Genomic DNA, 19,169 nt, shown 5'->3' on the forward strand with positions numbered 1-19,169 from the left:
CCCCAGCCGATCCGGGCCCCCAGCCGATCCGGGCCCCTGGGCGTGACCCGAGCCCTGCGCGTAGGGTCAGGCTCCGATCGCGGGCTCACTGCGCGACAAATATCAGATCGCCGTCCGGGTCCGCGCAATCGAACATCGCCTGACCGCCGAATTCGTGCAGGCCGCAGCTGCGCCCCCCGATCTCGGCCGAAAGCTTCAGGGTCGCGTTGGTCATCTGCGCCGACAATTCCAACGGCTCGCCTTCGCAGTCGAAGGCCGCCACGCGGTCGCGCCCGTCAAGCGCCGCGGTGACGCCCAGATCCGCGGCGTCGGCGGTGGTGAGCGGGCAGAACTCCCTGCCGATCCGCGCATAGAAGAACCCGCGATCCTGATACAGCGCGCCGCTCGAAGCCGCCTTGCCAGGCTGGCAATTGAATTTCGCCGGGAACAGGGTTTGCAACTCGCCCTTCTTCCGAGGCGCGTCGCCGGCCTCCAGCACGCAGACCGCGTCGCCGCGTTTCGTGCCAAGGGGCGTGCGGCGGGTGGCAAGCTGTTCCTGCGACAGGTTGACGAGGATCGTGGTCGCCGGGCCCTCGGTGTCGCCGTTGCGGCAGCGCAGATCGGTCAACGTTTCGCGCTTGTCCAGATAGACGCGCGAGCGCGCCGTGGCGATGCCCACGTCCTTGTCCGCGTCGAGCACGTTTTCGTAGATGTAGTCGCGCGCGGCCCGCGTGCCGGCGACGAACCGGCAGGCCATCTGATTTTGCGCGTCGATAGCGGCGTCGTCGCGATAGGGAACCGACTGACCGACCATGAACTTGCCGTTGGCCTTGCTGTCAAACTGGATGATTCCGAAAGTCCCGACCGTGCCGAACCGCTTTTCGAAACCGAACAGGCCGACCGCCACGCCCTCGTCGTTGCGCCCGGGAATGGTGAGTTCCGCCGGCGCGTAGGTGAGCGTGCCATGGGGCACGTATACGTCGCGCTTCCAGGTCATGGGCTCGTAGGTGGCGTTGGCCACGAAAATCGTGGCGGCGCCCTTGGTGCTGGCGAAGATGATCGGCTGGGCGATGAGGTTGACGGCGCCCAGAACGCCCGCCGTGACGGCCACGGCGACCGGGCCGCCGGCCGCGGAATCAATGATCGCCTCCAGCGAAATCGCCCCCAGCGTCAAGGCGCCGCCCTTCAGGTTTTCGTTCTTGGCGCCGCCCGCATCGAGTTCTCTCTGAATGAGCTTGATGTCGGATTTCAACTTCTGGGTGAAATCCGAAACCTTGCCCCGGTTTTCGGTCGCGGCGACGAAGGCGGCGTATTGCGCGTCGGTCAGGCGAAAGATCGGCGCCAATTCCACGGCCATGACCGGACGGGCGGCGAGCGACACCAGCAAAAGCGTTGCGACGGCGAGCAGGCGCATGGGCGATCTCCAGATGAACGAGTCAATCATTCGCATTGGCTGCAGCCCGACCACGATCAAGCCCGCAATCAGTTGGACCGCCGCCGCCCGGGTCACTGGAACTGATAGCTCAACGCCATGTAGGGGCCGCTCTGGATCACGTCATAAGCGAATTTGCCATCCGCGCGATTGGTCGCGAAATCGATGCCGTAAACCTGCCAGCCGAAATGCAGCGCGGTGGTCTCGGCCGCCTGATAGGTCGCGCCGAAGCGCAGCCGCCATTGCAGATCGTCATCCATGGCGGCGATGTCGCCGGCCAGCGTCGCGCTCCAGCGGTCGTTGAGTTCGATCGCTCCGCGGGCGCCGACCACCGGCTCCCACCAGCTTTCGGCGCCGCCGAGGCTGCGTTGCCCCCCCGGCGCGCCGCCGATATCGACCGAGGCGCGCAGCGTCTGACGCAGCGCGTTGTATCGCAACCCTGCCTGCAGATCGACGCTGTAGCGCCGCCCGGCGTCGCCATAGACCCCGTAGGCCGCGCGATAGGCGCCGAACAGCCCGACCCAACCCTGCTTCATCTTGAAGTCGGCGCGCACGAAATCGCCGCCGGGGGTGGTGGTGTCGGCGCCGCCGCTGAGGTTGAGGTAGTTGAGATCGAGAATGATGCCGAAATCGCCCTTCCAGGCCTCGCCGCGCATCGAGGCGGCGAAGTTCAGCGCCTCCAGCACGTCGCGCATGTCGAGATCCACATCGGCCTGCGCGCCGCTCAGCGTCGAGGTTCCGCTGGTTGTCGCGGGCAGGAAGCTGTAGCCGGCCAGCGTGAAGCGCCAGGCGTCATCGGTCTGATTGCGGGGGGGCAGCGCGCCGGCGACGGCCAGCGCGGGGATCGCGCCGGCCAACAGGCCCGCCGCCAGCCCCGCGGCGACGCCCGGCGCCATCGCCGCCGCGCCGCGGATCGTTCCTTTCGCGATGCGCCCCGCGGCGCCGGTCGTGTTGGTCGTCGTCATGATGCGTTCCCTGACTGATACGCGGGCAAGGGCGCCCGGCCGCATGATAATCGCCCTTGGGCGCGTGGTCTGCGGCTAATTCAGATCCAGAAACACCGGATCGCCGTCGGATGAAATCCAGCCCGCCACATACCCGACATTGAACCGGTCCAGCGTCAGCGAGGTCGCGCCCTCCATGCCCTCGGCCAGCATGTCGGCCGGTCCCCGGGCGCCGAGGCCATACAGCCGGTCGCCCAGCACCAGCGCGACATAAGGCGCGCCGCCCGTGGACTGGGAGATCGCCATGCGAATCCGGGCCCCGTCCGCCAGCACCGGCGCGCCGAAATTGCGTGACTGCATGACCTCGCCGGTTGCCGCGTCAATGCGCTGCAACGCGAAGAAATCCTTGCCGTTGTCAGCAAACGGCCCGAACACCGCGTCGATGGCGTCGATGGGCGCGCCGAGCGCGTAGTTGCTCTGGCCGCTCGGGATCGCCGCGATCGCCTCCGGCGGCGCCGGGGCCAGCGGATACAGCGCCAGCGCGGCAAGCGGGCCGGGTCCCTCGGCGATGATTTCGGGGGCCGAGACCGCATCGCCGGCGATCTCGATGCGCATCAGCCGGGCGCCGAGGCCGTAGACCATGGTCCAGGACGGCTCATGCGCGCGGCGGCGGACGCGCCAGAAATCGGGGATGTCGGACAATGGCAGGGCGATGGCGGTGGTTGAAACGGCCTTCTTGCGCTGATCGCCGCGCGCGATCAGCGCCCTGACCTCGTCGCCCTCCCGGCCGATCAGCAGAAATTCCGCCGACGCGTCGTCGATCTGCCAGCCAAACGGATGCAGGATCGCGTCCCGAAGCGCCAGCGGGGTTTCCAGGACGACGCCCGAAACATCGGCGCCGATTCGCAGCGAGCCGTCCGACAGCACCGCCGCGTAGGCGTAGTTCTGCAGCGCCCGCGTCGGCGCCGCCAGGGCGATGCCGGCGTCTTTCGACAGGCCTTCGGCCACCCGCTGAAAGCCGCCCTCCGCGGGAAATCGCACGGCGGAGCGGCGCAGCAGCAGAACCGCGCCGTCGGGACCGTCATGCAGGCGGATCTGGCGCAGGCGGCGTTGCGCCGCATCGGCGAGCGAATGCGCCGCGAGCGGGCGCATCGGCGCGACCTCGAACCCCAGCGGCGGGCTGTCGAGAGCCAGCGCGTCGGTCAGGATGCCGACGACCGCGTCATGCCCCCCGGCGCGGGGCAGCCGGCGCTGAAAATCGTCAAAGTCGATGCGATAGCGCAGCGAGGCGCCGGGGGCGAGGCGGTCCTCCTCGATCGGCGCGGCGGCGCGGCGCGGCTTGTCCGGGCGGCGGGTGCGGCGCGGATCGCCGCTGCGATGCACGGATTTCGCCCCGGTGGCGCGATCTGTGACCGTCAGGGTCAGGAACCCGCGCGCGTCCGGCGAGGGGACTTGCGCCGGCGCCGCGCCGATGTTTTCCAGCACCGCCTCGAATACCGGCGTCTCGCCGGATATCCAGGCGCCGCGGACCGCTTCGAGCGTCAATTTCAGGTCAGCCATGGTCGGTTTCTCCGCTTCGCCGGCCCCTGCCCGGGTGATCAGCGCCAGGGCCAGCAGCAGCGCGGCCCCGGCGCGGGCGAAGCCCCGGACGCCGGAGGTCGCGCCGGGGCCGCGCATGGTCAGACGGGCTCCCTGACCGCATCGGTCGGGCTTGCCACATGCGCGAATTTCCAGCCCCGGATCCGCATCGCGCATTTGCCGCAGAACAGCAGCGTCGGGCGGTCGGGATTGCCGGGGAACAGCGCCTGAGCGTCGCGGTCATTATAGGACATGACGCAGCGCCGATCCCATTGCAGCTCCAGCAGGTTGTCGTTGCCGTCGATCTCCGTCGCCACCGCCGGAACGCCTGGATTGGCGCCCGAATCGTGCTGATCGACCTTCGGCCCGGGCGCCGAGGACGCGTGCTCCATATGGCGGTGATGCCCCATCTCATGCACGAAATCGTCGATATTGCCCCGGAACATCCATGCGGAGCCCACGGCGAGGCCGATCGCCGCCAGATTGATGCTGTCGACATCGCCGCCAAACGCAGTGACGGTCATGGTCGCCGCACAGGCGGGACAGGCGGCCGCCGGGGGCGCGCCCGCGGATTTCAGCCGCAGGGATATGAACTTGTGCGCGGCGACCGCATCGCATCGGTGCTTGTAGAACTGCGCGGTCGGGCTGGCCTTGAAATCCACGATCATGTGACCGCGCATCATGCCATGGGCTTCGAAGCGCGACTGGATCCAGTAGAGCACCGCCCCGGTCAGCCTGTCCCACTGGTCGTCGAACTCGCTCAGGAAATCATCCGCCGCATCGCCGGCGCCGCCGACATAGGCGGTCAGACCGGGCCGGCCGAGATCGTCGCGCAGGGACCAGGGCCACAGATGATCGGGATCCATGTCGGCGTGGTCAAGATTGGGGTCCCAGTTGTCGGCGTCATGCCATTTCACGAATTTGCGCAGGGTGCGCTTCACATCGGCATCGGCGAAATCGCCCAGCAACGCCGGCAGGGTCTTTTCGACATCCGCGAGGCTGTCGGAGGTGTCCACGACGTAATAGGTGTGCCCGACATTGTACTGGGCGCGCACGCGGCTCATCGTGGCGGCGGTCCAGCGCGAGGCGTTCGCCGCGCCGGCCGGCGCCCAGTTCGCGTAGCCGCGCATGACGCTGCGCCGCCACAGCCTGATTTCCCCGGTCTGCGCCTGCGGGGCCACCGGATAGCGGGCCTTCAGCACCTTGAGATTGGGGAACTTGTAGTCGCCGACCTCCTCGAACCTGACCTCGGCGCGCAGCCGGTAGCCGTCGCCCGCGGCGATCGACGGATTGAACCACAGCCCGGCGGCGCCGATTTCCGGCTCGAACAGGTTCTCGTCCTCCTTCTGGGGAAACGGCGCGGCGTCGGGGATGGCGTCCTTCAGTTCGGCGATGTGATCATGGATGAAGGTCGCGGTCGCCTCCTTCGAATCGTCATGCACCGCCAGCCAGGGCATCAGCGCGTTGTCGTCGCCCTCGGGGAACACCTCGCGATGGTATTTCGACAGATCGGCCGGCACCTTTCCGATCATGTGATTGGTCTTGGGGCAGTTCCAGAAACGCGACGGCAACGCCTCGTCGGCCCGGGTGTGCGCGCCGAGCGCGTTGCTGGAGGCGAGCAGCGCGCCGGCCACGTAGCGGCGGGTGCGGATCTCGGCGACGATGGCGTCGTCGGGCGGCGGCGCCGGCGCAATGCCGGCGGGATACTGGGCCGGGTTGATGGTGGTCACGTCGTAAAGCGCGTCATGCACCGACCAGTCGACGCGCAGCGGGCCGATGGCCCGGCGCATCGCCGCGCGGCGATCGTCGTCATCGACCTTGACCTTGGCCGCGTCCGCATCCGGGTTGAGCTCGTCGCCCTTGCCGAGCAGCCGCAATTCGGCCTTCAGCGGCGCCCAGGGCTGGGACACGAAATTCGCGTCGTGATCGACGGCGCCATCGCCGATATCCATGCCGTTGCGATAATTGCGAAGTCCGCGATCCTGTTCGGCCTCGCCGTCCGCGGCGGATGGATCCGGGTCGTTGACGGCCAGCTTCTTGCCCACCGGGCGCATATTGCCTTTCATGTCGACGCCCTTCGGGCCGTAGGCATGGAAGAATTCGCCCGGCGCGCCGGTGTCCGTATAATACTGCCGGTTGTCGACCCAGAGCACGATATTCTTCTTGGGGTCGGCCAGCGCCGCGTCGATGTCTTCTTCGGAATCCGGGTAGGGCGCGTCGCTGCTGGCGTCGATCTTGTCGCGGTCGCCCCAGATCTTGCGAGTCCATTTCGGGCCGAGCGCCGCGGAGCCGAGGCAATCCTTCATCTCGGCGCTGAGCGTGTCGAGGTCGGGCCCCGCCAGCGAATGCCGGGTGTAGGCGCCGGGGCCGGCGGACAGGTCCCTGGGCACCGAGCGCTTGAATTCCCGCACCGCGCGCTTGAAGTGATCGTTGTCGACGCCGTTGACCGGGCCGGGATGGAACCCGGCGCGGGTGAGTTCGTGCTGGAAATACAGCCGCGATTCCTTGCTGTCGCCGCTGCTCACCGGCGGATTGTTCTTCCTGGGCCAGTGCTTGGCGCGGCTGATCATCATGGCGGGCGGGGTTTCGATCAGGTCGCGCCGCGGATCTTTCGGCGCGTATTGCCCCTTGGGGACATAGAGGCGCACCTCGGAATGCATGGCCGCCAGCGCCAGGCCGTTGGCCTGGTTTTCAGCCGTGTGCGCCTGGATCTGGACGCGATACGGCATGTCCGCCTCGATCGCCTTCTTGCCATCCTTGCTGTTCTTGACCCCGGAGGCGTATTTTCCGCTCCACATGATCTTGTGCTCGGCGCCCTTGGTCAGTTTCGATTTCGGGATCCCCTTCACCCACACGACCTTGCCGTCCTTGTCGAAGATCATGATCAGCCCGCGGGTCAGCTTGTCGGCGTCGTGGATCTTCCACTTGATCAGCGACGGGTCGTCGGCCGCCGGCCCGCCGGTCTTGTAGACCCGCCTGCAGGTCCTGAGTTCGAACGTGTAGGGCCAGGAGCGGAACAGATACCCCTCTTCCTCGATCTCGGCGTTGGTCTTGGCCGAATCGTTGAGCATTTCGGGTTTCATCAGCCCGTTCAGCGCCATCTTGTCATAGACGCCGTCCCAGATGATCTTCTTGCCGGCGCCCTTGTTCAGTTCGTCACCCTTCAGCGCCCGGCGCCAGACCACCTGATCCTGCGCGTCCTTGACGATCAGCCAGCCGCTGTCCACGTCCTTGGCGTTCTCATATTCGAATTCGATCGAGGTCGCGTTGGGCTGATCGGGCTTGTAGGCGGGCGTGAGGGTGACGTTGGTTCCGTCATCCGGGTCGTTCTTGAACTGCGGCCAGAACGGCAGCAGCTGCAGCTGCGCCTTGTCGCTGCCGGCGGATTTCCAGTAGCGCAGATGCGCGGTGTAGGGCGAGAACGCGACGTTCACATGGCGCTTGTCCTGCCCGTCGCGCTTGAATTTCAGCATGCCCTCCCTGACATTCACCTCGCCCTTCCACTTGAAGGCGCCGGCGCCGCGCTCCACCGGCGCGATCTTGTCATCCTCGGTGAACAGCGGGATCTTGTCGAACGGCGTGGTGTCCGCGGTGTATTTGCCCAATCCCTTGGCGTAATCCGAGCAATGGGTGTAGTTCGACCCGTAGATGTCGAGCTGGGCTTTCGTCGCGTTCTCCGCCAGGCCCTCGAAGCGGTATTTGACGTCGCATTCCTCGATTTCCGGAATGAACCACTTGTCGAGCCCGGTGAACGCCACCGCCACGGCCGGCTTGCCGCGCTTCACGCGGACCTCGTGACGCTTGGCCAGATCCAGCTTCGCGGTCTCGATCTGCTGGGGCAGGCGAATTTCCCTGGGCAGATCCCCGTCCGGGTCGAATTTGACGTCCTCGGGCTTGGCCTTCAGCTTTCCGTAGGCGTCATAGACGTCCTTGATCTGGATTCCGATCGTCTCGGCCAGCACGCGCACCACTTCCTCTGGCTTGTCGGTGCCCCAGTTGAACCGCGCGATGACATCCCACGTGACCCAGTTTTCGCAGAATTCCGAGGCGATTCTCGCAAGCGTTTCGCCGACCAACGGCGCATGCTTCGGCGAATCGGACAGTTTCTTGACGATGCGCGCCATGATGACTCAATCACCCGTGTTCTCTCGAATTGGGCGATCCTACATGTGGGCGGACCGATTGTCGCGGCGAAATTCCGATTTGCGACGCGCCCGCGCTCGACGCCGCCGGCGCGCGGAACGCCCGGTCCCGGGGTTGCATGATTAACCGATCGGTCCATATATTGGGCAGACCTCACCCGCCCCGAAAGGATCAGCCATGCCGCGCGCCTTCGCCGAAATCGCCTTCACGCCGGAGGTGCTCGCCTTTCAGGACCGTCTGGGTTCGGCCAGGGCCTATGCCGGGCTGCTCGCCCCCGAGGCCGACAGCGCCGACCGCATCGGCCCGCGCGAGGCGGCCTTCATCGCCGCGCGCGACAGTTTCTATCAGGCCAGCGTGTCCCAGACCGGCTGGCCCTATGTGCAGCATCGCGGCGGCCCGGCGGGGTTCCTGAAGATCCTCGACGACAAGACGATCGCCTATGCGGATTTTCGCGGCAACCGCCAGTATCTGAGCGCGGGAAACATCAGCGTCGATCCCCGCATCTCGCTGATCCTGATGGATTACCCCAACCGCAGGCGGCTCAAGATCTGGGGGCGGGCCTCGCTGTCGGAGGACCCCGAAACGCTTCGCCGCCTGCATGAGGGGGACGGTCGCGCCAGCGCCGAGCGCGCGGTGCTGATCGCCGTGGAGGCGCTGGACTGGAACTGCCCCCAGCATATCGCCCGGCGCCTGAGCGAGGCCGAGATGGTTCCCGTGATGCGCCGCGTGATGGCGCCGCTGGAGGCGGAAATCGCCCGCCTCACCGCCGAGAACGAAAATTTGCGCGCGCAGGCGGGCGCTGGCGACATGGCGGACTGACCACGAAAAAACGGGGCGCGTCGCGATGCGCCCCGCTGCGTCGGCGGCCCGGATCAGGCGGCGGCCTCATCGTCGAGCGCCGGATAGTCCACGTAGCCCCTGGCGTCGCCGCCATAAAGCGTCGCGGGATCCAGCGCCGCCAGCGGCGCGTCGCGCTTCAGGCGCTCCACCAGATCGGGATTGGCGATGAAGGGCCGCCCGAAGGCCACCAGATCCGCGTCGCCGCGGGCAATCGCCGCCAGCGCCATGTCGCGGTCATAGCCGTTGTTGGCCATGTAGACGCCGCCGAAGATCTTGCGCAATTCGCCGAGATCGGCGCCCTCGGGCAGGTCGCGCGGCCCGCCGGTCTGGCCCTCGATCATGTGCAGATAGGCCAGCCCGAACGGCGCCAGCACCCGCGCCTGATGCCGCGCCAACGCCGCCGGGTCGCTGTCGGCGGCGTCGTTGGCGCCCGAGAACGGGCTGATGCGCACCCCCACCCGCCCGGCGGGGATTTCCTCGGTGATCGCGGTCAGGACCTCGACCAGCAGCCGCGAACGGTTTTCCAGCGAGCCGCCATATGCGTCGCTGCGGTCATTGACCCCGTCCTTGCTGAACTGGTCGATCAGGTAGCCGTTGGCGGCGTGCAGCTCGACCCCGTCGAACCCGGCGGCCAGGGCGTTCTTCGCCGCCTGTCGGTAGTCGGCGACGAGGCGCGGGATCTCGGCGGTTTCCAGGCGCCGCGGCGTCGAGGCGTCGACGAAGCCCTCGGCGTTGTAGGTCTTGGTCGCCGCGGGCCGGTCGGTGGAACTCACCGGCGCCCGCCCCCCCGGCTGCAACGTCACATGCGACACCCGCCCCACATGCCACAGCTGCACCACGATCTTGCCGCCCCTTGCGTGAACCGCGTCGCACACCCGGCGCCAGCCGGCGATCTGGGCGTCGGAATAAATGCCGGGCGTGAAGGCGTAGCCCTGGCCCTCGGGGGTGATCTGGGTGGCCTCGGTGACGATCAGCCCGGCCGAGGCGCGCTGCGCGTAATGCGCCGCCGCCAGATCCGTCGGCGCCAGGGTCTGATGGTCGGCGCGGCTGCGGGTCAGCGGCGCCATGACCACCCGGTTGGCGAGGTCGATGTCGCCGACGCGGATCGGGTCGAACAGAGAGGTGTCGGTCATGGGATTTCCTTTTGTCGGGATCGGTCGGTGATGGGCGGTCGTGGGGTTTGCGGGCCGCGCTTTCTGGACTGCCCAGTCCATAATCAGGCGCGCGATCGGGGTCCGAGCCGGCGCGGCTAGGGGGCGAGCAGCCTCCGGGCTTCGGCGCCGATGGCCTTCAGCGCCGCAGGGGCGATGCCGGCCTTGGCAAGCGTCGCGGCGCCGATGGACAGGGCGACCAGCGTGCGGGCGCGCGCGGCGGCGCGGGTGGGATCGGCGGCGGCGAGGGTCTCGGCGGCCAGCGCCTCCAGCCGTTCCAGGTGATCCTTGGCGATGCGGGCCATTTCCGGGTCGTGGGGCGACAATTCGGCGACGCAGTTGACCAGAAAGCAGCCATGCCGGCCGCCTCCTGCGCTCACCAGCGCGTCCACCGCCGCCGCCGCCGCCGCTTGCGGATCGGGCTGCGCCGCGGTGAGCGCCGCGAAAGCCGCGCGCCGGTCGCGCGCATAGGCGCGGATGGCGGCCACCAGCGCGCCATGCTTGGACCCGAAGCAGCCGTAGAAGCTTGATCGGCTGATGCCCATGGCGGCGGTCAGATCATCCAGCGACGAGGCCTCGAACCCCTTGCGCCAGAACACCTGCATCGCCGCGTTCAGCGCCGCGTCCTCGCTGAATTCGCGCGGGCGGCCCGGGCGCGGCGGCGCGTCCTGAGCTTGGGGCGTGGTCGGGGCGGTCATGGATCATATCTGGAACGCCCAGTCCGAAATGCAAGCCCAAAATCGCGATCGCCCGGAAAACCCAGGACAATCAGATCGGCAGGGCGAGGGTGTTCTTGACTTCGCGCAGGGCGAAATTCGACTGCACCAGCGACACGCCGGGCAGGTGCAGCAGGCCGATCTTCACCACCTGTTCGTATTCGCGCACCGAGCGCACCAGCACCCGCAGCAGGTAATCCTGCTCGCCGGCCAGCGAATAGCATTGCAGGATCTCGGGCAGGCGCCTGGCGGCGCGCTCGAACCCGTTCAGCGTGTCCTCGTCATGCTGCTTGAGGCGCACGAAGCAGAACACCGAGGCCTCGAAACCCAGCGATTCCGGGTCCAGCACCACGACGCGGCCGCGAATGATCCCGGACTCCTCCATCTGCTTGACGCGCCGCCAGCAGGGCGTGTGGCTGAGGCCGACGCGCGCGCCCAGTTCGGCGACGGTCAGCGTCGGTTCCTCCTGCAGCACGCGCAGGATCTTCAGGTCGGCCTCGTCGATCACCCGATCGCCTTGCGCGCGGCTCATGCCCGCTCCGACGCGGCGATGACGTTTCGCATATGCCCGCCTTTCATTGGGCCCCCGGTCCCTGCCCATGGTGCATGGCGCCGGGGCGGGCTGGCAAGCGCCTATTCCGCCGCCAGCCGATGCGCGCGCGGGTCGTCGCGCGTCGGCGCCGCATCCCGCGCGAAGGCGGCAAGCAGCGCCGCGCGGCGCTGATCGGCCTTTTTCACCGCCGCCGCCTTCACCGGGCCGTAGCCGCGAATGTCCTGAGGCAGCGCGCAAAGCGCCAGCGCCGTCGCGGCGTTGTCGGCGCTCAGGCGCGGCGCGATCTCGGCGATCATGGCTTCGAAATCGGCGATCAGACGGCGCTCCGTCCGGCGTTCCTCCAGCCGCCCGAAAGGATCGAACGCCGTGCCGCGCAGGACCTTGAAATGCTTCAGCGCCGACATGGCCGGGCGCATCCAGGCCCCGAAAACGCGCTTCTTCGGGCGCCCGTCCGGAGCCTTGCCGCCAAGCATCGGCGGCGCGAGGTTGAAATGGATCGCGGTCTCGCCATCGAAGCGCGCCTTCAGACCGGCGAGCCAGTCCCGGTCCGAGAGCAGCCGCGCCACCTCGTATTCATCCTTGTAGGCGAGCAGCCCCGCATAGGAAATCGCCGCCGCGCGCAGCAGCGCGCGCGCATCGCTTTCGGCCAGCCCGGCGGCCTGCGCCGCATCGCGCAGGCGGGCCAGCAGCGCCGCGTAGCGCCGGGCCAGGCCCGCATCCTGATAGGCGGTCAGATGCGCCTTGCGATGGGCGATGATGTCCTCGACGGACATTTCGGCCAGCGGCGTGGGCGCGTCGCTGTCCTGCAGCAGCGCCCCCAGCGTTTCGGGTCGCGCGGCCAGCAGCCGGCCCCAGTCGAAGGCGGCCAGATTGGCCTTGACCGCGACGCCGTTCAGGTCGATGGCCGCGCGGATCGAATCCAGCGCCAGCGGCACATGGCCCGACTGCCAGGCATGGCCGAGCATCATGATGTTGGCGGCGATCGCCTCGCCCGTCGCGGCCTCGGCGGCGGCGCGGAAATCGAGAAAAGCCGCGTCCGCGCGCATGGCCTTGCGCAGGACCCCCAGCACCGCCTGCGCCTTGAAATCGAAATCCCTGTCGCGCACGAAATCCGCCACCGGGATCAGCGCCGTGTTCACCACCCCGTGGGTGCGCGCCGGGTCATACAGCGCCCGGGCCTCGGGCGCGGCGGCGACCACGTCATCGGCGGCGATCACAAGATCGGCGGCGCCCGCGACAATGCGCGGCGCGGCCACGTCGGCGGCGTTCAGCCCCAGCCGCACATGGCTGAGCACCGCGCCGCCCTTCTGCGCCAGCCCGGCCATGTCGAGCAGCATCGAGGCCTTGCCGTCCATATGCGCCGCCATGCCGATGATGGCCCCGATGGTCAGCACCCCGGCGCCCCCGACCCCGGCCACGGCGATGTTCCACGGGGTCTTCAGGTCCGGCAGGACCGGCATGGGCAGATCCGCGACACCCGCCGCCCCCGCCCCGCCGGTCCGCTTCTTCAGTTCGGCGCCGGTCACGGTGATGAATGACGGGCAGAACCCCTTCACGCAGGAAAAATCCTTGTTGCAGGTCGATTGGTTGATCTGGCGCTTGCGGCCCATCTCGGTTTCCAGCGGCTCGATGGACACGCAGTTGGATTGCGCCGAGCAATCGCCGCAGCCCTCGCAGATCGCCGGATGGATGAACACCCGCTTCCTGGGATCCTCCAGCAGCCCGCGCTTGCGCCGGCGGCGCTTTTCGGCGGCGCAGGTCTGCACGTAGAGGATCGCGGACACGCCCTTTTCGTCGCGGATCGTCTCCATCAGCGGGTCCAGCGTGTCGCGATGCTGCACGATCACGCTGTCGGGCAGCCCCTCGCGCCAGGCCTCGGGCGCGTCGGACAGCAGATAGATCGGCGAGACGCCCTCGCGATGCAGCAGATGCGCGACCTTCTGGGGCGACAGTTCGCCATCCACCATCTGCCCGCCGGTCATCGCCACCGCGTCGTTGTAGAGCAGCTTGTAGGTGATGTTGGCCCCGGCGGCCACCGACTGGCGCACCGCCAGATGCCCGGAATGAAAAAACGTGCCGTCGCCGAGATTGACGAAACGGTGCCTTTCGTCGGTGAAGGGCGCGGCGCCGGCCCAGGTGACGCCCTCGCCGCCCATATGGGTGATGGTGTCGGTGCGCCGGTCCATCCACTGCACCATGTAATGGCAGCCGATCCCGGCCATGGCCTTGGATCCCTCGGGCACCCGGGTCGAGGTGTTGTGCGGGCAGCCCGAACAGTAGAACGGCGTGCGCAGCACCGGCGGCGCGTATTTCTTCATGCGGGCGACCCGGGCGCTCAGCGCCGCCAGCCGTTCGGCGATCCGCGCCTTCAGGCTCTCGTCGATGTGATCGCGCCGCGCGATGCGGTCGGCGATCACCCGGGCCGCGTCCTCGACGGTGAGCGCGGCGGAATGGGACAGGATGGCGCGGTCGTGATGGTCGAACTTGCCGATGATCCTGGGGCGCACGTCGGCGCGCCAGTTGAACAGCTGCTGCTTGATCTGGTTTTCGATGATCTCGCGGCGTTCTTCCAGGATGATCACCTCGTCGAGCCCCCTGGCGAATTGCCGGACGCCCTCGGGTTCCAGCGGCCAGGGCATGCGCACCTTGTACAGCCTGAGCCCGATCGCCTCGGCCTCGGCCCGTCCGACGCCAAGCTCGCGCAGCGCCTGGCGGCAATCCTCGAACGCCTTGCCCGAGGCGATGATGCCGAGCCGCGCGCGAGGCGCGTCGACGATCACCTCGTCGAGCCGGTTGGCGCGCGCAAACGCCAGCGCCGCGTAGCCCTTGAATTCCTGCAGCCGCATGTCCTGTTCCAGCGGCGGATCGGGCCAGCGCAGGTTCAGCCCGCCCTCGGGGATCGCGAAATCCTCCGGGATGACGAAGCGGCGGGATTCGCCCGACAGATCCACGGCCGAGGTGGTCTCCACCGTGTCGGCGATCACCTTGAACCCGACCCAGCAGCCCGAATAGCGCGACATGGCGATGCCGAGCAGGCCGATTTCCAGAAATTCATGGATCGAGGACGGATACAGCACCGGCATCAGCGCCGACATGAAGGCGTGATCGGATTGATGCGGAATCGACGACGATTTGGCGGTGTGATCATCCCCGGCGATGCACAGCACCCCGCCATGGCGCGACGTGCCGGCCGCGTTGGCGTGCTTGAACACGTCGCCGCAGCGATCGACCCCCGGCCCCTTGCCGTACCACATGCCCAGCACCCCGTCCTTGCGCGCGCCGGGCGACAGGTGCAGCTGCTGCGAGCCCCAGACCGCGGTCGCCGCCAGATCCTCGTTGACGCCGGGCTGAAAATGGATGTCGAGCGGCGCGAGGTGCTTTTGCGCCTTCTGCAACTGCTGGTCGTAGCCGCCCAGCGGCGATCCGCGATAGCCGGAAATGAAAGCCCCGGTGTTCAGCCCCGCCGCCCGGTCGCGGCGCATCTGCGTCATCGGCAGGCGCACCAGCGCCTGCGTGCCGCTCAGATAGACCGCGCCGGTCTCGGCGGCGTATTTGTCGTCAAGCGACAGCGGTGCGTTCATGGCGGATCCTCCCGACTGACATGGCGTCGGATCGAGGCGCGGCGACGGGTCGCCCCCGGCGCGCCCGCGATCCGGCTGACCCCAAGTCTAGCGTCGGGCGGCGAGGCTGATTTTGCCATGATAGGACAGCGATTCAGTCCTATCGGGATGATTTTTCAATATTTGCCGCCAAAACAGGATGCAGATCCCGCCACCGCCTATGCTGCAGTGCAAAAATCCTAAAAAATCCGAATCGCGGCGCGGGCCACCCGGCCCGCGCCGCGCCGTCAATCATCGGCGCGCAGGGTCACGGATCGATCTTGGTGTATTTGGAGCCCTCCACATTGGCGCTGGCCATCAGCCCCTTCTCGCCAAACACGAAGGCCACGATCGGATCCTTGATCGAGGCGGTGTCCACCCCGCCGCTGACCCCGGAATCCAGCACCGCCACCGATCCGTCGACCCCGGCCTCCCAGCCATTGCCGGCCAAGAACTTGTCGAGCTCCTTCTTCTTCAGGAACATCAGCACCTGCGAATAGGATTGCGCCCCGGCCTGAAACCCGAGGGTGACGCTGGACATGTTGTAATAGGCGACGTTGGCGCCGCCCACGCGCATCACCCCGTCGCCGGTCTCGCCGCCGATCACCAGCCCGGCCTTGACGATCCTGGGCAGGATCAGGATGCCGACGGCCTTCTTGGACAATTCCACCGCCGCGCCGCTTTCGGCGTAGAGCTGCGTCAGCGCCGCGTCGGCGCGGGCGTTGATCTCGATCGCCTTGGCCGAGTCGCCGGCGGCGAATGCCGGTCCGGCCAGCAGGGCGACCGCCGCGGCGGCCAGCAGGTTTCTGCGGTTCATCATTTCGGAATTCCTTTCCATGAGGCGGGCGCCGCGAAATCCGTGCGGGCGCGCCGCGCTATCCTGACATGCCTGCATGTGGGCGTCACCCGCCCGGCGCGCAATCGCGCGGCGCCGCAACGGGGGGGGCTGCGCGCCCATGTCGCGCGGCGATCCCGCCGCCGCGGCGCGCGCCGGTCGACAACAGGCGCATTCGCGTCATAGTAATGGCGCATTGACGATACGAAATGCCTCTCGGGCGCTGGATGCCCGGCCTCTGTCCAGAGAATGAAAAAGGGAAAAGGGAATTCTCCATGGCGTCTGACGCAATCACCATCACTCTGCCCACGGACCTGCCGCCGGATTCGCTCGAAACCATCCTCGACGCCCTGCCCAACGCCGCTGGCGTGGCGGTGGTGGGCGCCGGTGCGCAACCGGTCAACAGCGACGCGGCCGCCATCGACGCCGCCATCGACGCCGCCGTCTCGGAACTGCCGAATTTCGGTCAGGCGCTCAGCGATTGGTCGGCGCGAGTGATCGAGGCCACCGGCGGCGTCACGCCGTTGACCGTGCTGGCGATCACGCTGGCGATCTTCGCTGCGGTCTACGCCGTGGAATGGAGCATCATCCGCTGGATGTCGGCGCGGCGCGAAGCGCCGCCGCCGCCTGACAGCTATTTCGGCCTGCTGTCAAACACCCTGATGCAGGCGATCTTCTACGCCCTGCGGCTGGTGTTCTTCGCGGTGCTGTCGATGGTGCTGGTGCGCCTGCTGTTCAGCAACGCCGTCGAAGAAGCCCGCGAGATCTTCAATCTGGCGCTGGCCGGGACGCTGAAGGCGCGGCTGATCTACATGATCGCCCTGCTGATCGCGCGCCCGGAAGGGCCGGCCTATCGCCCGTCGGGCTTCTCCAACAAGGCGGCGCGCCGGTTCATCAAGGCGGTGTTCGTGCTCATCATCGCCACCGCCCCGGTGCCGTTCATCGGCGACACCATCATGGTGCTGGCCGACGCCGGGGTGTCGGGCATCATCCCGGCGACGGCGATCAAGCTGCTGGTCGCGGTCATGCTGGTCTGGTTCTTCTTCTACATCCGCAAGGACATCGGCGACCTGATCCTGCGCGCCATGACCCCCAACGGGCGCGAACCCAGCGGCATCGCCCGGTTCACGGCCAGGTTCTGGCATTGGATCTACGTCGTTTTCGTGATCGTGAACACGGTCATGAACCTGCGCAGCCAACTGATCACCGGCGGCGAAAGCGCCAAAACCAACGCCATGCTGATCCTGACGATCACCCCGTTCCTGCTGTCCGCGGTGGTCGAATGGCGGCGCGAGGCGGAGTCCAGGCATTCCTCGGCCTACGTGATCGCCGCGCTGGCATTGGCGCAAGGCGGGCTGGTGGTCGGCGCCGCCGTCATGCTGCTGCGCGATTGGGGCCTGCCCGCGATCGTTGAGCCCGGGGCCACCGGGCTGGCGCTGATCGTGCCCGGGCTGGTGCGCGCCGGCGCCATCCTCGCCGTGGGCTACGCGATCTGGATCGCCGTATCCTCGGTGATCGGGCTGAAGCTGGGCGGCGGCGGAACCAAGGGCGACGACGGCGACATCCCCGACGAAGGCGGCGCCGGCGGCGGCCGCATGGAGACCATCGCCCCGATCCTGCGCGGCTTCGCGCTGGTGCTTGTCGGCGTGGTGACGCTGATGATGGCGCTGTCCTCGCTCGGGATCGACACCGCGCCGCTGCTGGCCGGCGCCGGGGTGCTCGGGCTCGCCATCGGCTTTGGCGCGCAGAAGCTGGTTTCGGACATCATCTCAGGCGTGTTCTACATGTATGAAGACAGTTTCCGCATCGGCGAATACATCGTCACCGACGAAGGCAAGGGGCGGGTGGAAAAGATCTCCCTGCGCTCGGTGCGGCTGCGCCACCATCGCGGGCCGGTCTACACCATCGCGTATTCCTCCATGGGCACCATCCAGAACCACAGCCGCGACTGGGTGAAGATCAAGTTCACCTTCGAGGTCTCCTCGGACACCGATCTGGAGATGGTGCGCAAGCTGGTGAAGAAGGTCGGCGTGCAGCTGCTGGCCGACCCGGAATTCGAGGGCATGTTCCTCGAGCCGCTGAAAAGCCAGGGCGCCATCGGCATCCAGGGGCGCTCCTACATCATCGGCTGCAAATACACCACCAAACCGGGGATGCAGTTCACCATCCGCCGCAAGGTGTTCAGCGAGATGCAGAAGGCGCTGGCCGAGAAGGGCATCGAGCTGGCCGCGCCGCGCATCGCCTTTGACACCGGCGCCGGGGGCAATCCGGCGCAGGCGATGATGCAGGCCGCGAGCGGCGGCGCCGCCCCCGCCTGAGCGGCGATCGGGCGCCCGGCTGACCCGCCCGGTCAGCCGGGCGCCGGCGCCGGGTCTTCAGGGGCCTTGCGCGGCGCCCGGCTCAGCGCCTCGAATCCGGCGATCACGTCGAGCAGCTCGCTGGTGATCTCCGACTGACGCTCGGCGCGGGTGGCGGCGGTCAGTTCGGCGATGCGCTCGTCGATCGAACGTTCCGCCTGCTGCATCAGCGCCAGGCGCGCCGCGTTTTCCGCGGCCATGGCCTCCGCCGCGGCGCGAAACACGCTGGCGAACAGGTGGTTGCGGATCAGCGCCGCGAACAGCGCCTCGGGCGCCATGGTGAACTGGGGCAGCGCGCGCGATCGCCATGGACGCTGGCGCAGATCCGCAAAAAACGCCGGCGGGGCCGGCAGCAGCTGGTGCACATGCGGCGCCTGTCCGCGCCCGGCGGCGCGGCGCATATGCACGGTGACCACCGCGATGTCCCCGCCGGGGCCACGCAGCGCATCGAGTGCGATCAGCAATTCCCCCGCCAGCCGCCCCACGCCCGAGGTCGAGGCCGGCGGCATGAACGCCCGCGCCGGTCGCGCCCCGAGCCCGGAGAGCGCGTCCTCCATGCGCGCGCCCACAGCCAGCACCCGACAATCGCCCCGGGCGATTTCCGCCTGCGCGACCGCGGCGACGGTCTCGTTGTAGCCGCCGCACAGCCCGTGATCCGACCCGAAGACCAGCACCGCGCGCGGCATCCCGTCCCGCGCCGCCGCCGGGCGCGGCGGTTCGATGCGATGCAGCGCCGCCTGCAGCCCGCGCAGCACCGTCGCGTGGTAGCGGTCGATCGCCGTGGCGGCGCGTTCATAGGGCGCCGCGTTCACCGCCGACATGGTTTTCATGGTGCGCACCACGTTGCGGATGCTCCGCAGGGTCTCCATGCGGCGGGACAGGCGTTCAAGCGTCGCCATCGCGGGCCTCCCCCCGCGCCGGGGCGGGCAGATCGGCGAGCGCCTCGGCCGCCAGCGCCCGGATCAGGGCGCGGTCCCCGTCGCCGAGCCGCTCGCCCCTGGCCAGCCGCGCGGCGACGGCGGCGGCCGCGTCGGGGGCGTCG

Annotated in this window: 12 protein-coding genes; 2 read left to right on the forward strand and 10 right to left on the reverse strand. The window is 68.2% G+C overall.

All coding sequences use genetic code 11. From position 1 onward, the window contains the following. Positions 1–85: 85 nt before the first annotated feature. From AC1HC7_RS16595 to AC1HC7_RS16610, 4 genes are all read right to left on the reverse strand, one after another. Positions 86–1,393, reverse strand: coding sequence for a hypothetical protein (locus tag AC1HC7_RS16595; RefSeq protein WP_479495471.1), 1,308 nt, complete (start codon positions 1,391–1,393; stop codon positions 86–88). A gap of 92 nt (positions 1,394–1,485) precedes the next feature. Beyond that, positions 1,486–2,376, reverse strand: coding sequence for a hypothetical protein (locus AC1HC7_RS16600; protein ID WP_479499237.1), 891 nt, complete (start codon positions 2,374–2,376; stop codon positions 1,486–1,488). A 75-nt stretch (positions 2,377–2,451) separates the two neighbouring features. Further along, complete coding sequence (locus AC1HC7_RS16605; RefSeq protein WP_479495469.1) at positions 2,452–4,032, reverse strand: hypothetical protein; 1,581 nt, start codon at positions 4,030–4,032, stop codon at positions 2,452–2,454. 2 nt (positions 4,033–4,034) lie between these two features. Continuing rightward, entirely contained in the window at positions 4,035–8,057 is a 4,023-nt protein-coding gene (locus AC1HC7_RS16610) for a hypothetical protein (RefSeq protein ID WP_479495468.1), read from the reverse strand. A gap of 196 nt (positions 8,058–8,253) precedes the next feature. On the opposite strand from AC1HC7_RS16610, the gene AC1HC7_RS16615 reads away from it, so the two are divergent. Next, positions 8,254–8,895, forward strand: coding sequence for a pyridoxamine 5'-phosphate oxidase family protein (locus tag AC1HC7_RS16615; RefSeq protein ID WP_479495467.1), 642 nt, complete (start codon positions 8,254–8,256; stop codon positions 8,893–8,895). A gap of 53 nt (positions 8,896–8,948) precedes the next feature. Here AC1HC7_RS16615 and AC1HC7_RS16620 read toward each other — a convergent pair whose 3' ends face one another. From AC1HC7_RS16620 to AC1HC7_RS16640, 5 genes are all read right to left on the reverse strand, one after another. Then, a complete protein-coding gene (locus tag AC1HC7_RS16620) occupies positions 8,949–10,049 on the reverse strand; it encodes an alkene reductase (RefSeq protein WP_479495466.1) in 1,101 nt (366 codons plus the stop codon). Between the two features lie 116 nt (positions 10,050–10,165). Beyond that, positions 10,166–10,765, reverse strand: a complete 600-nt coding sequence (locus AC1HC7_RS16625) for a TetR/AcrR family transcriptional regulator (RefSeq protein ID WP_479495465.1) — start codon at positions 10,763–10,765, stop codon at positions 10,166–10,168. Positions 10,766–10,835: 70 nt separating this feature from the next. After that, positions 10,836–11,315: an Lrp/AsnC family transcriptional regulator gene (locus AC1HC7_RS16630; protein ID WP_479495464.1), complete on the reverse strand. Its 480-nt coding sequence runs from the start codon at positions 11,313–11,315 to the stop codon at positions 10,836–10,838. A 101-nt stretch (positions 11,316–11,416) separates the two neighbouring features. Further along, positions 11,417–14,917, reverse strand: a complete 3,501-nt coding sequence (locus AC1HC7_RS16635; protein WP_479495463.1) for an indolepyruvate ferredoxin oxidoreductase family protein — start codon at positions 14,915–14,917, stop codon at positions 11,417–11,419. 286 nt (positions 14,918–15,203) lie between these two features. After that, entirely contained in the window at positions 15,204–15,755 is a 552-nt protein-coding gene (locus AC1HC7_RS16640; RefSeq protein WP_479495462.1) for a lipid-binding SYLF domain-containing protein, read from the reverse strand. Between the two features lie 290 nt (positions 15,756–16,045). Here AC1HC7_RS16640 and AC1HC7_RS16645 point away from each other — a divergent pair, with 290 nt between their 5' ends. Beyond that, entirely contained in the window at positions 16,046–18,088 is a 2,043-nt protein-coding gene (locus tag AC1HC7_RS16645; RefSeq protein ID WP_479495461.1) for a mechanosensitive ion channel family protein, read from the forward strand. A 32-nt stretch (positions 18,089–18,120) separates the two neighbouring features. Here AC1HC7_RS16645 and AC1HC7_RS16650 read toward each other — a convergent pair whose 3' ends face one another. After that, positions 18,121–19,026, reverse strand: coding sequence for a F0F1 ATP synthase subunit gamma (locus AC1HC7_RS16650; protein WP_479495460.1), 906 nt, complete (start codon positions 19,024–19,026; stop codon positions 18,121–18,123). Between the last annotated feature and the right edge of the window lie 143 nt (positions 19,027–19,169).

It is taken from the genome of Oceanicella sp. (genome assembly GCF_056449545.1).

Excerpts from the sequence above, each read along its gene's own strand:
- AC1HC7_RS16595 (WP_479495471.1), bottom strand. The coding sequence starts at position 1,393 with ATGCGCCTGCTCGCCGTCGCAACGCTTTTGCTGGTGTCGCTCGCCGCC.
- AC1HC7_RS16600 (WP_479499237.1), bottom strand. The coding sequence starts at position 2,376 with ATGACGACGACCAACACGACCGGCGCCGCGGGGCGCATCGCGAAAGGA.
- AC1HC7_RS16605 (WP_479495469.1), bottom strand. The coding sequence starts at position 4,032 with ATGCGCGGCCCCGGCGCGACCTCCGGCGTCCGGGGCTTCGCCCGCGCC.
- AC1HC7_RS16610 (WP_479495468.1), bottom strand. The coding sequence starts at position 8,057 with ATGGCGCGCATCGTCAAGAAACTGTCCGATTCGCCGAAGCATGCGCCG.
- AC1HC7_RS16615 (WP_479495467.1), top strand. The coding sequence starts at position 8,254 with ATGCCGCGCGCCTTCGCCGAAATCGCCTTCACGCCGGAGGTGCTCGCC.
- AC1HC7_RS16620 (WP_479495466.1), bottom strand. The coding sequence starts at position 10,049 with ATGACCGACACCTCTCTGTTCGACCCGATCCGCGTCGGCGACATCGAC.
- AC1HC7_RS16625 (WP_479495465.1), bottom strand. The coding sequence starts at position 10,765 with ATGACCGCCCCGACCACGCCCCAAGCTCAGGACGCGCCGCCGCGCCCG.
- AC1HC7_RS16630 (WP_479495464.1), bottom strand. The coding sequence starts at position 11,315 with ATGAGCCGCGCGCAAGGCGATCGGGTGATCGACGAGGCCGACCTGAAG.
- AC1HC7_RS16635 (WP_479495463.1), bottom strand. The coding sequence starts at position 14,917 with ATGAACGCACCGCTGTCGCTTGACGACAAATACGCCGCCGAGACCGGC.
- AC1HC7_RS16640 (WP_479495462.1), bottom strand. The coding sequence starts at position 15,755 with ATGATGAACCGCAGAAACCTGCTGGCCGCCGCGGCGGTCGCCCTGCTG.
- AC1HC7_RS16645 (WP_479495461.1), top strand. The coding sequence starts at position 16,046 with ATGGCGTCTGACGCAATCACCATCACTCTGCCCACGGACCTGCCGCCG.
- AC1HC7_RS16650 (WP_479495460.1), bottom strand. The coding sequence starts at position 19,026 with ATGGCGACGCTTGAACGCCTGTCCCGCCGCATGGAGACCCTGCGGAGC.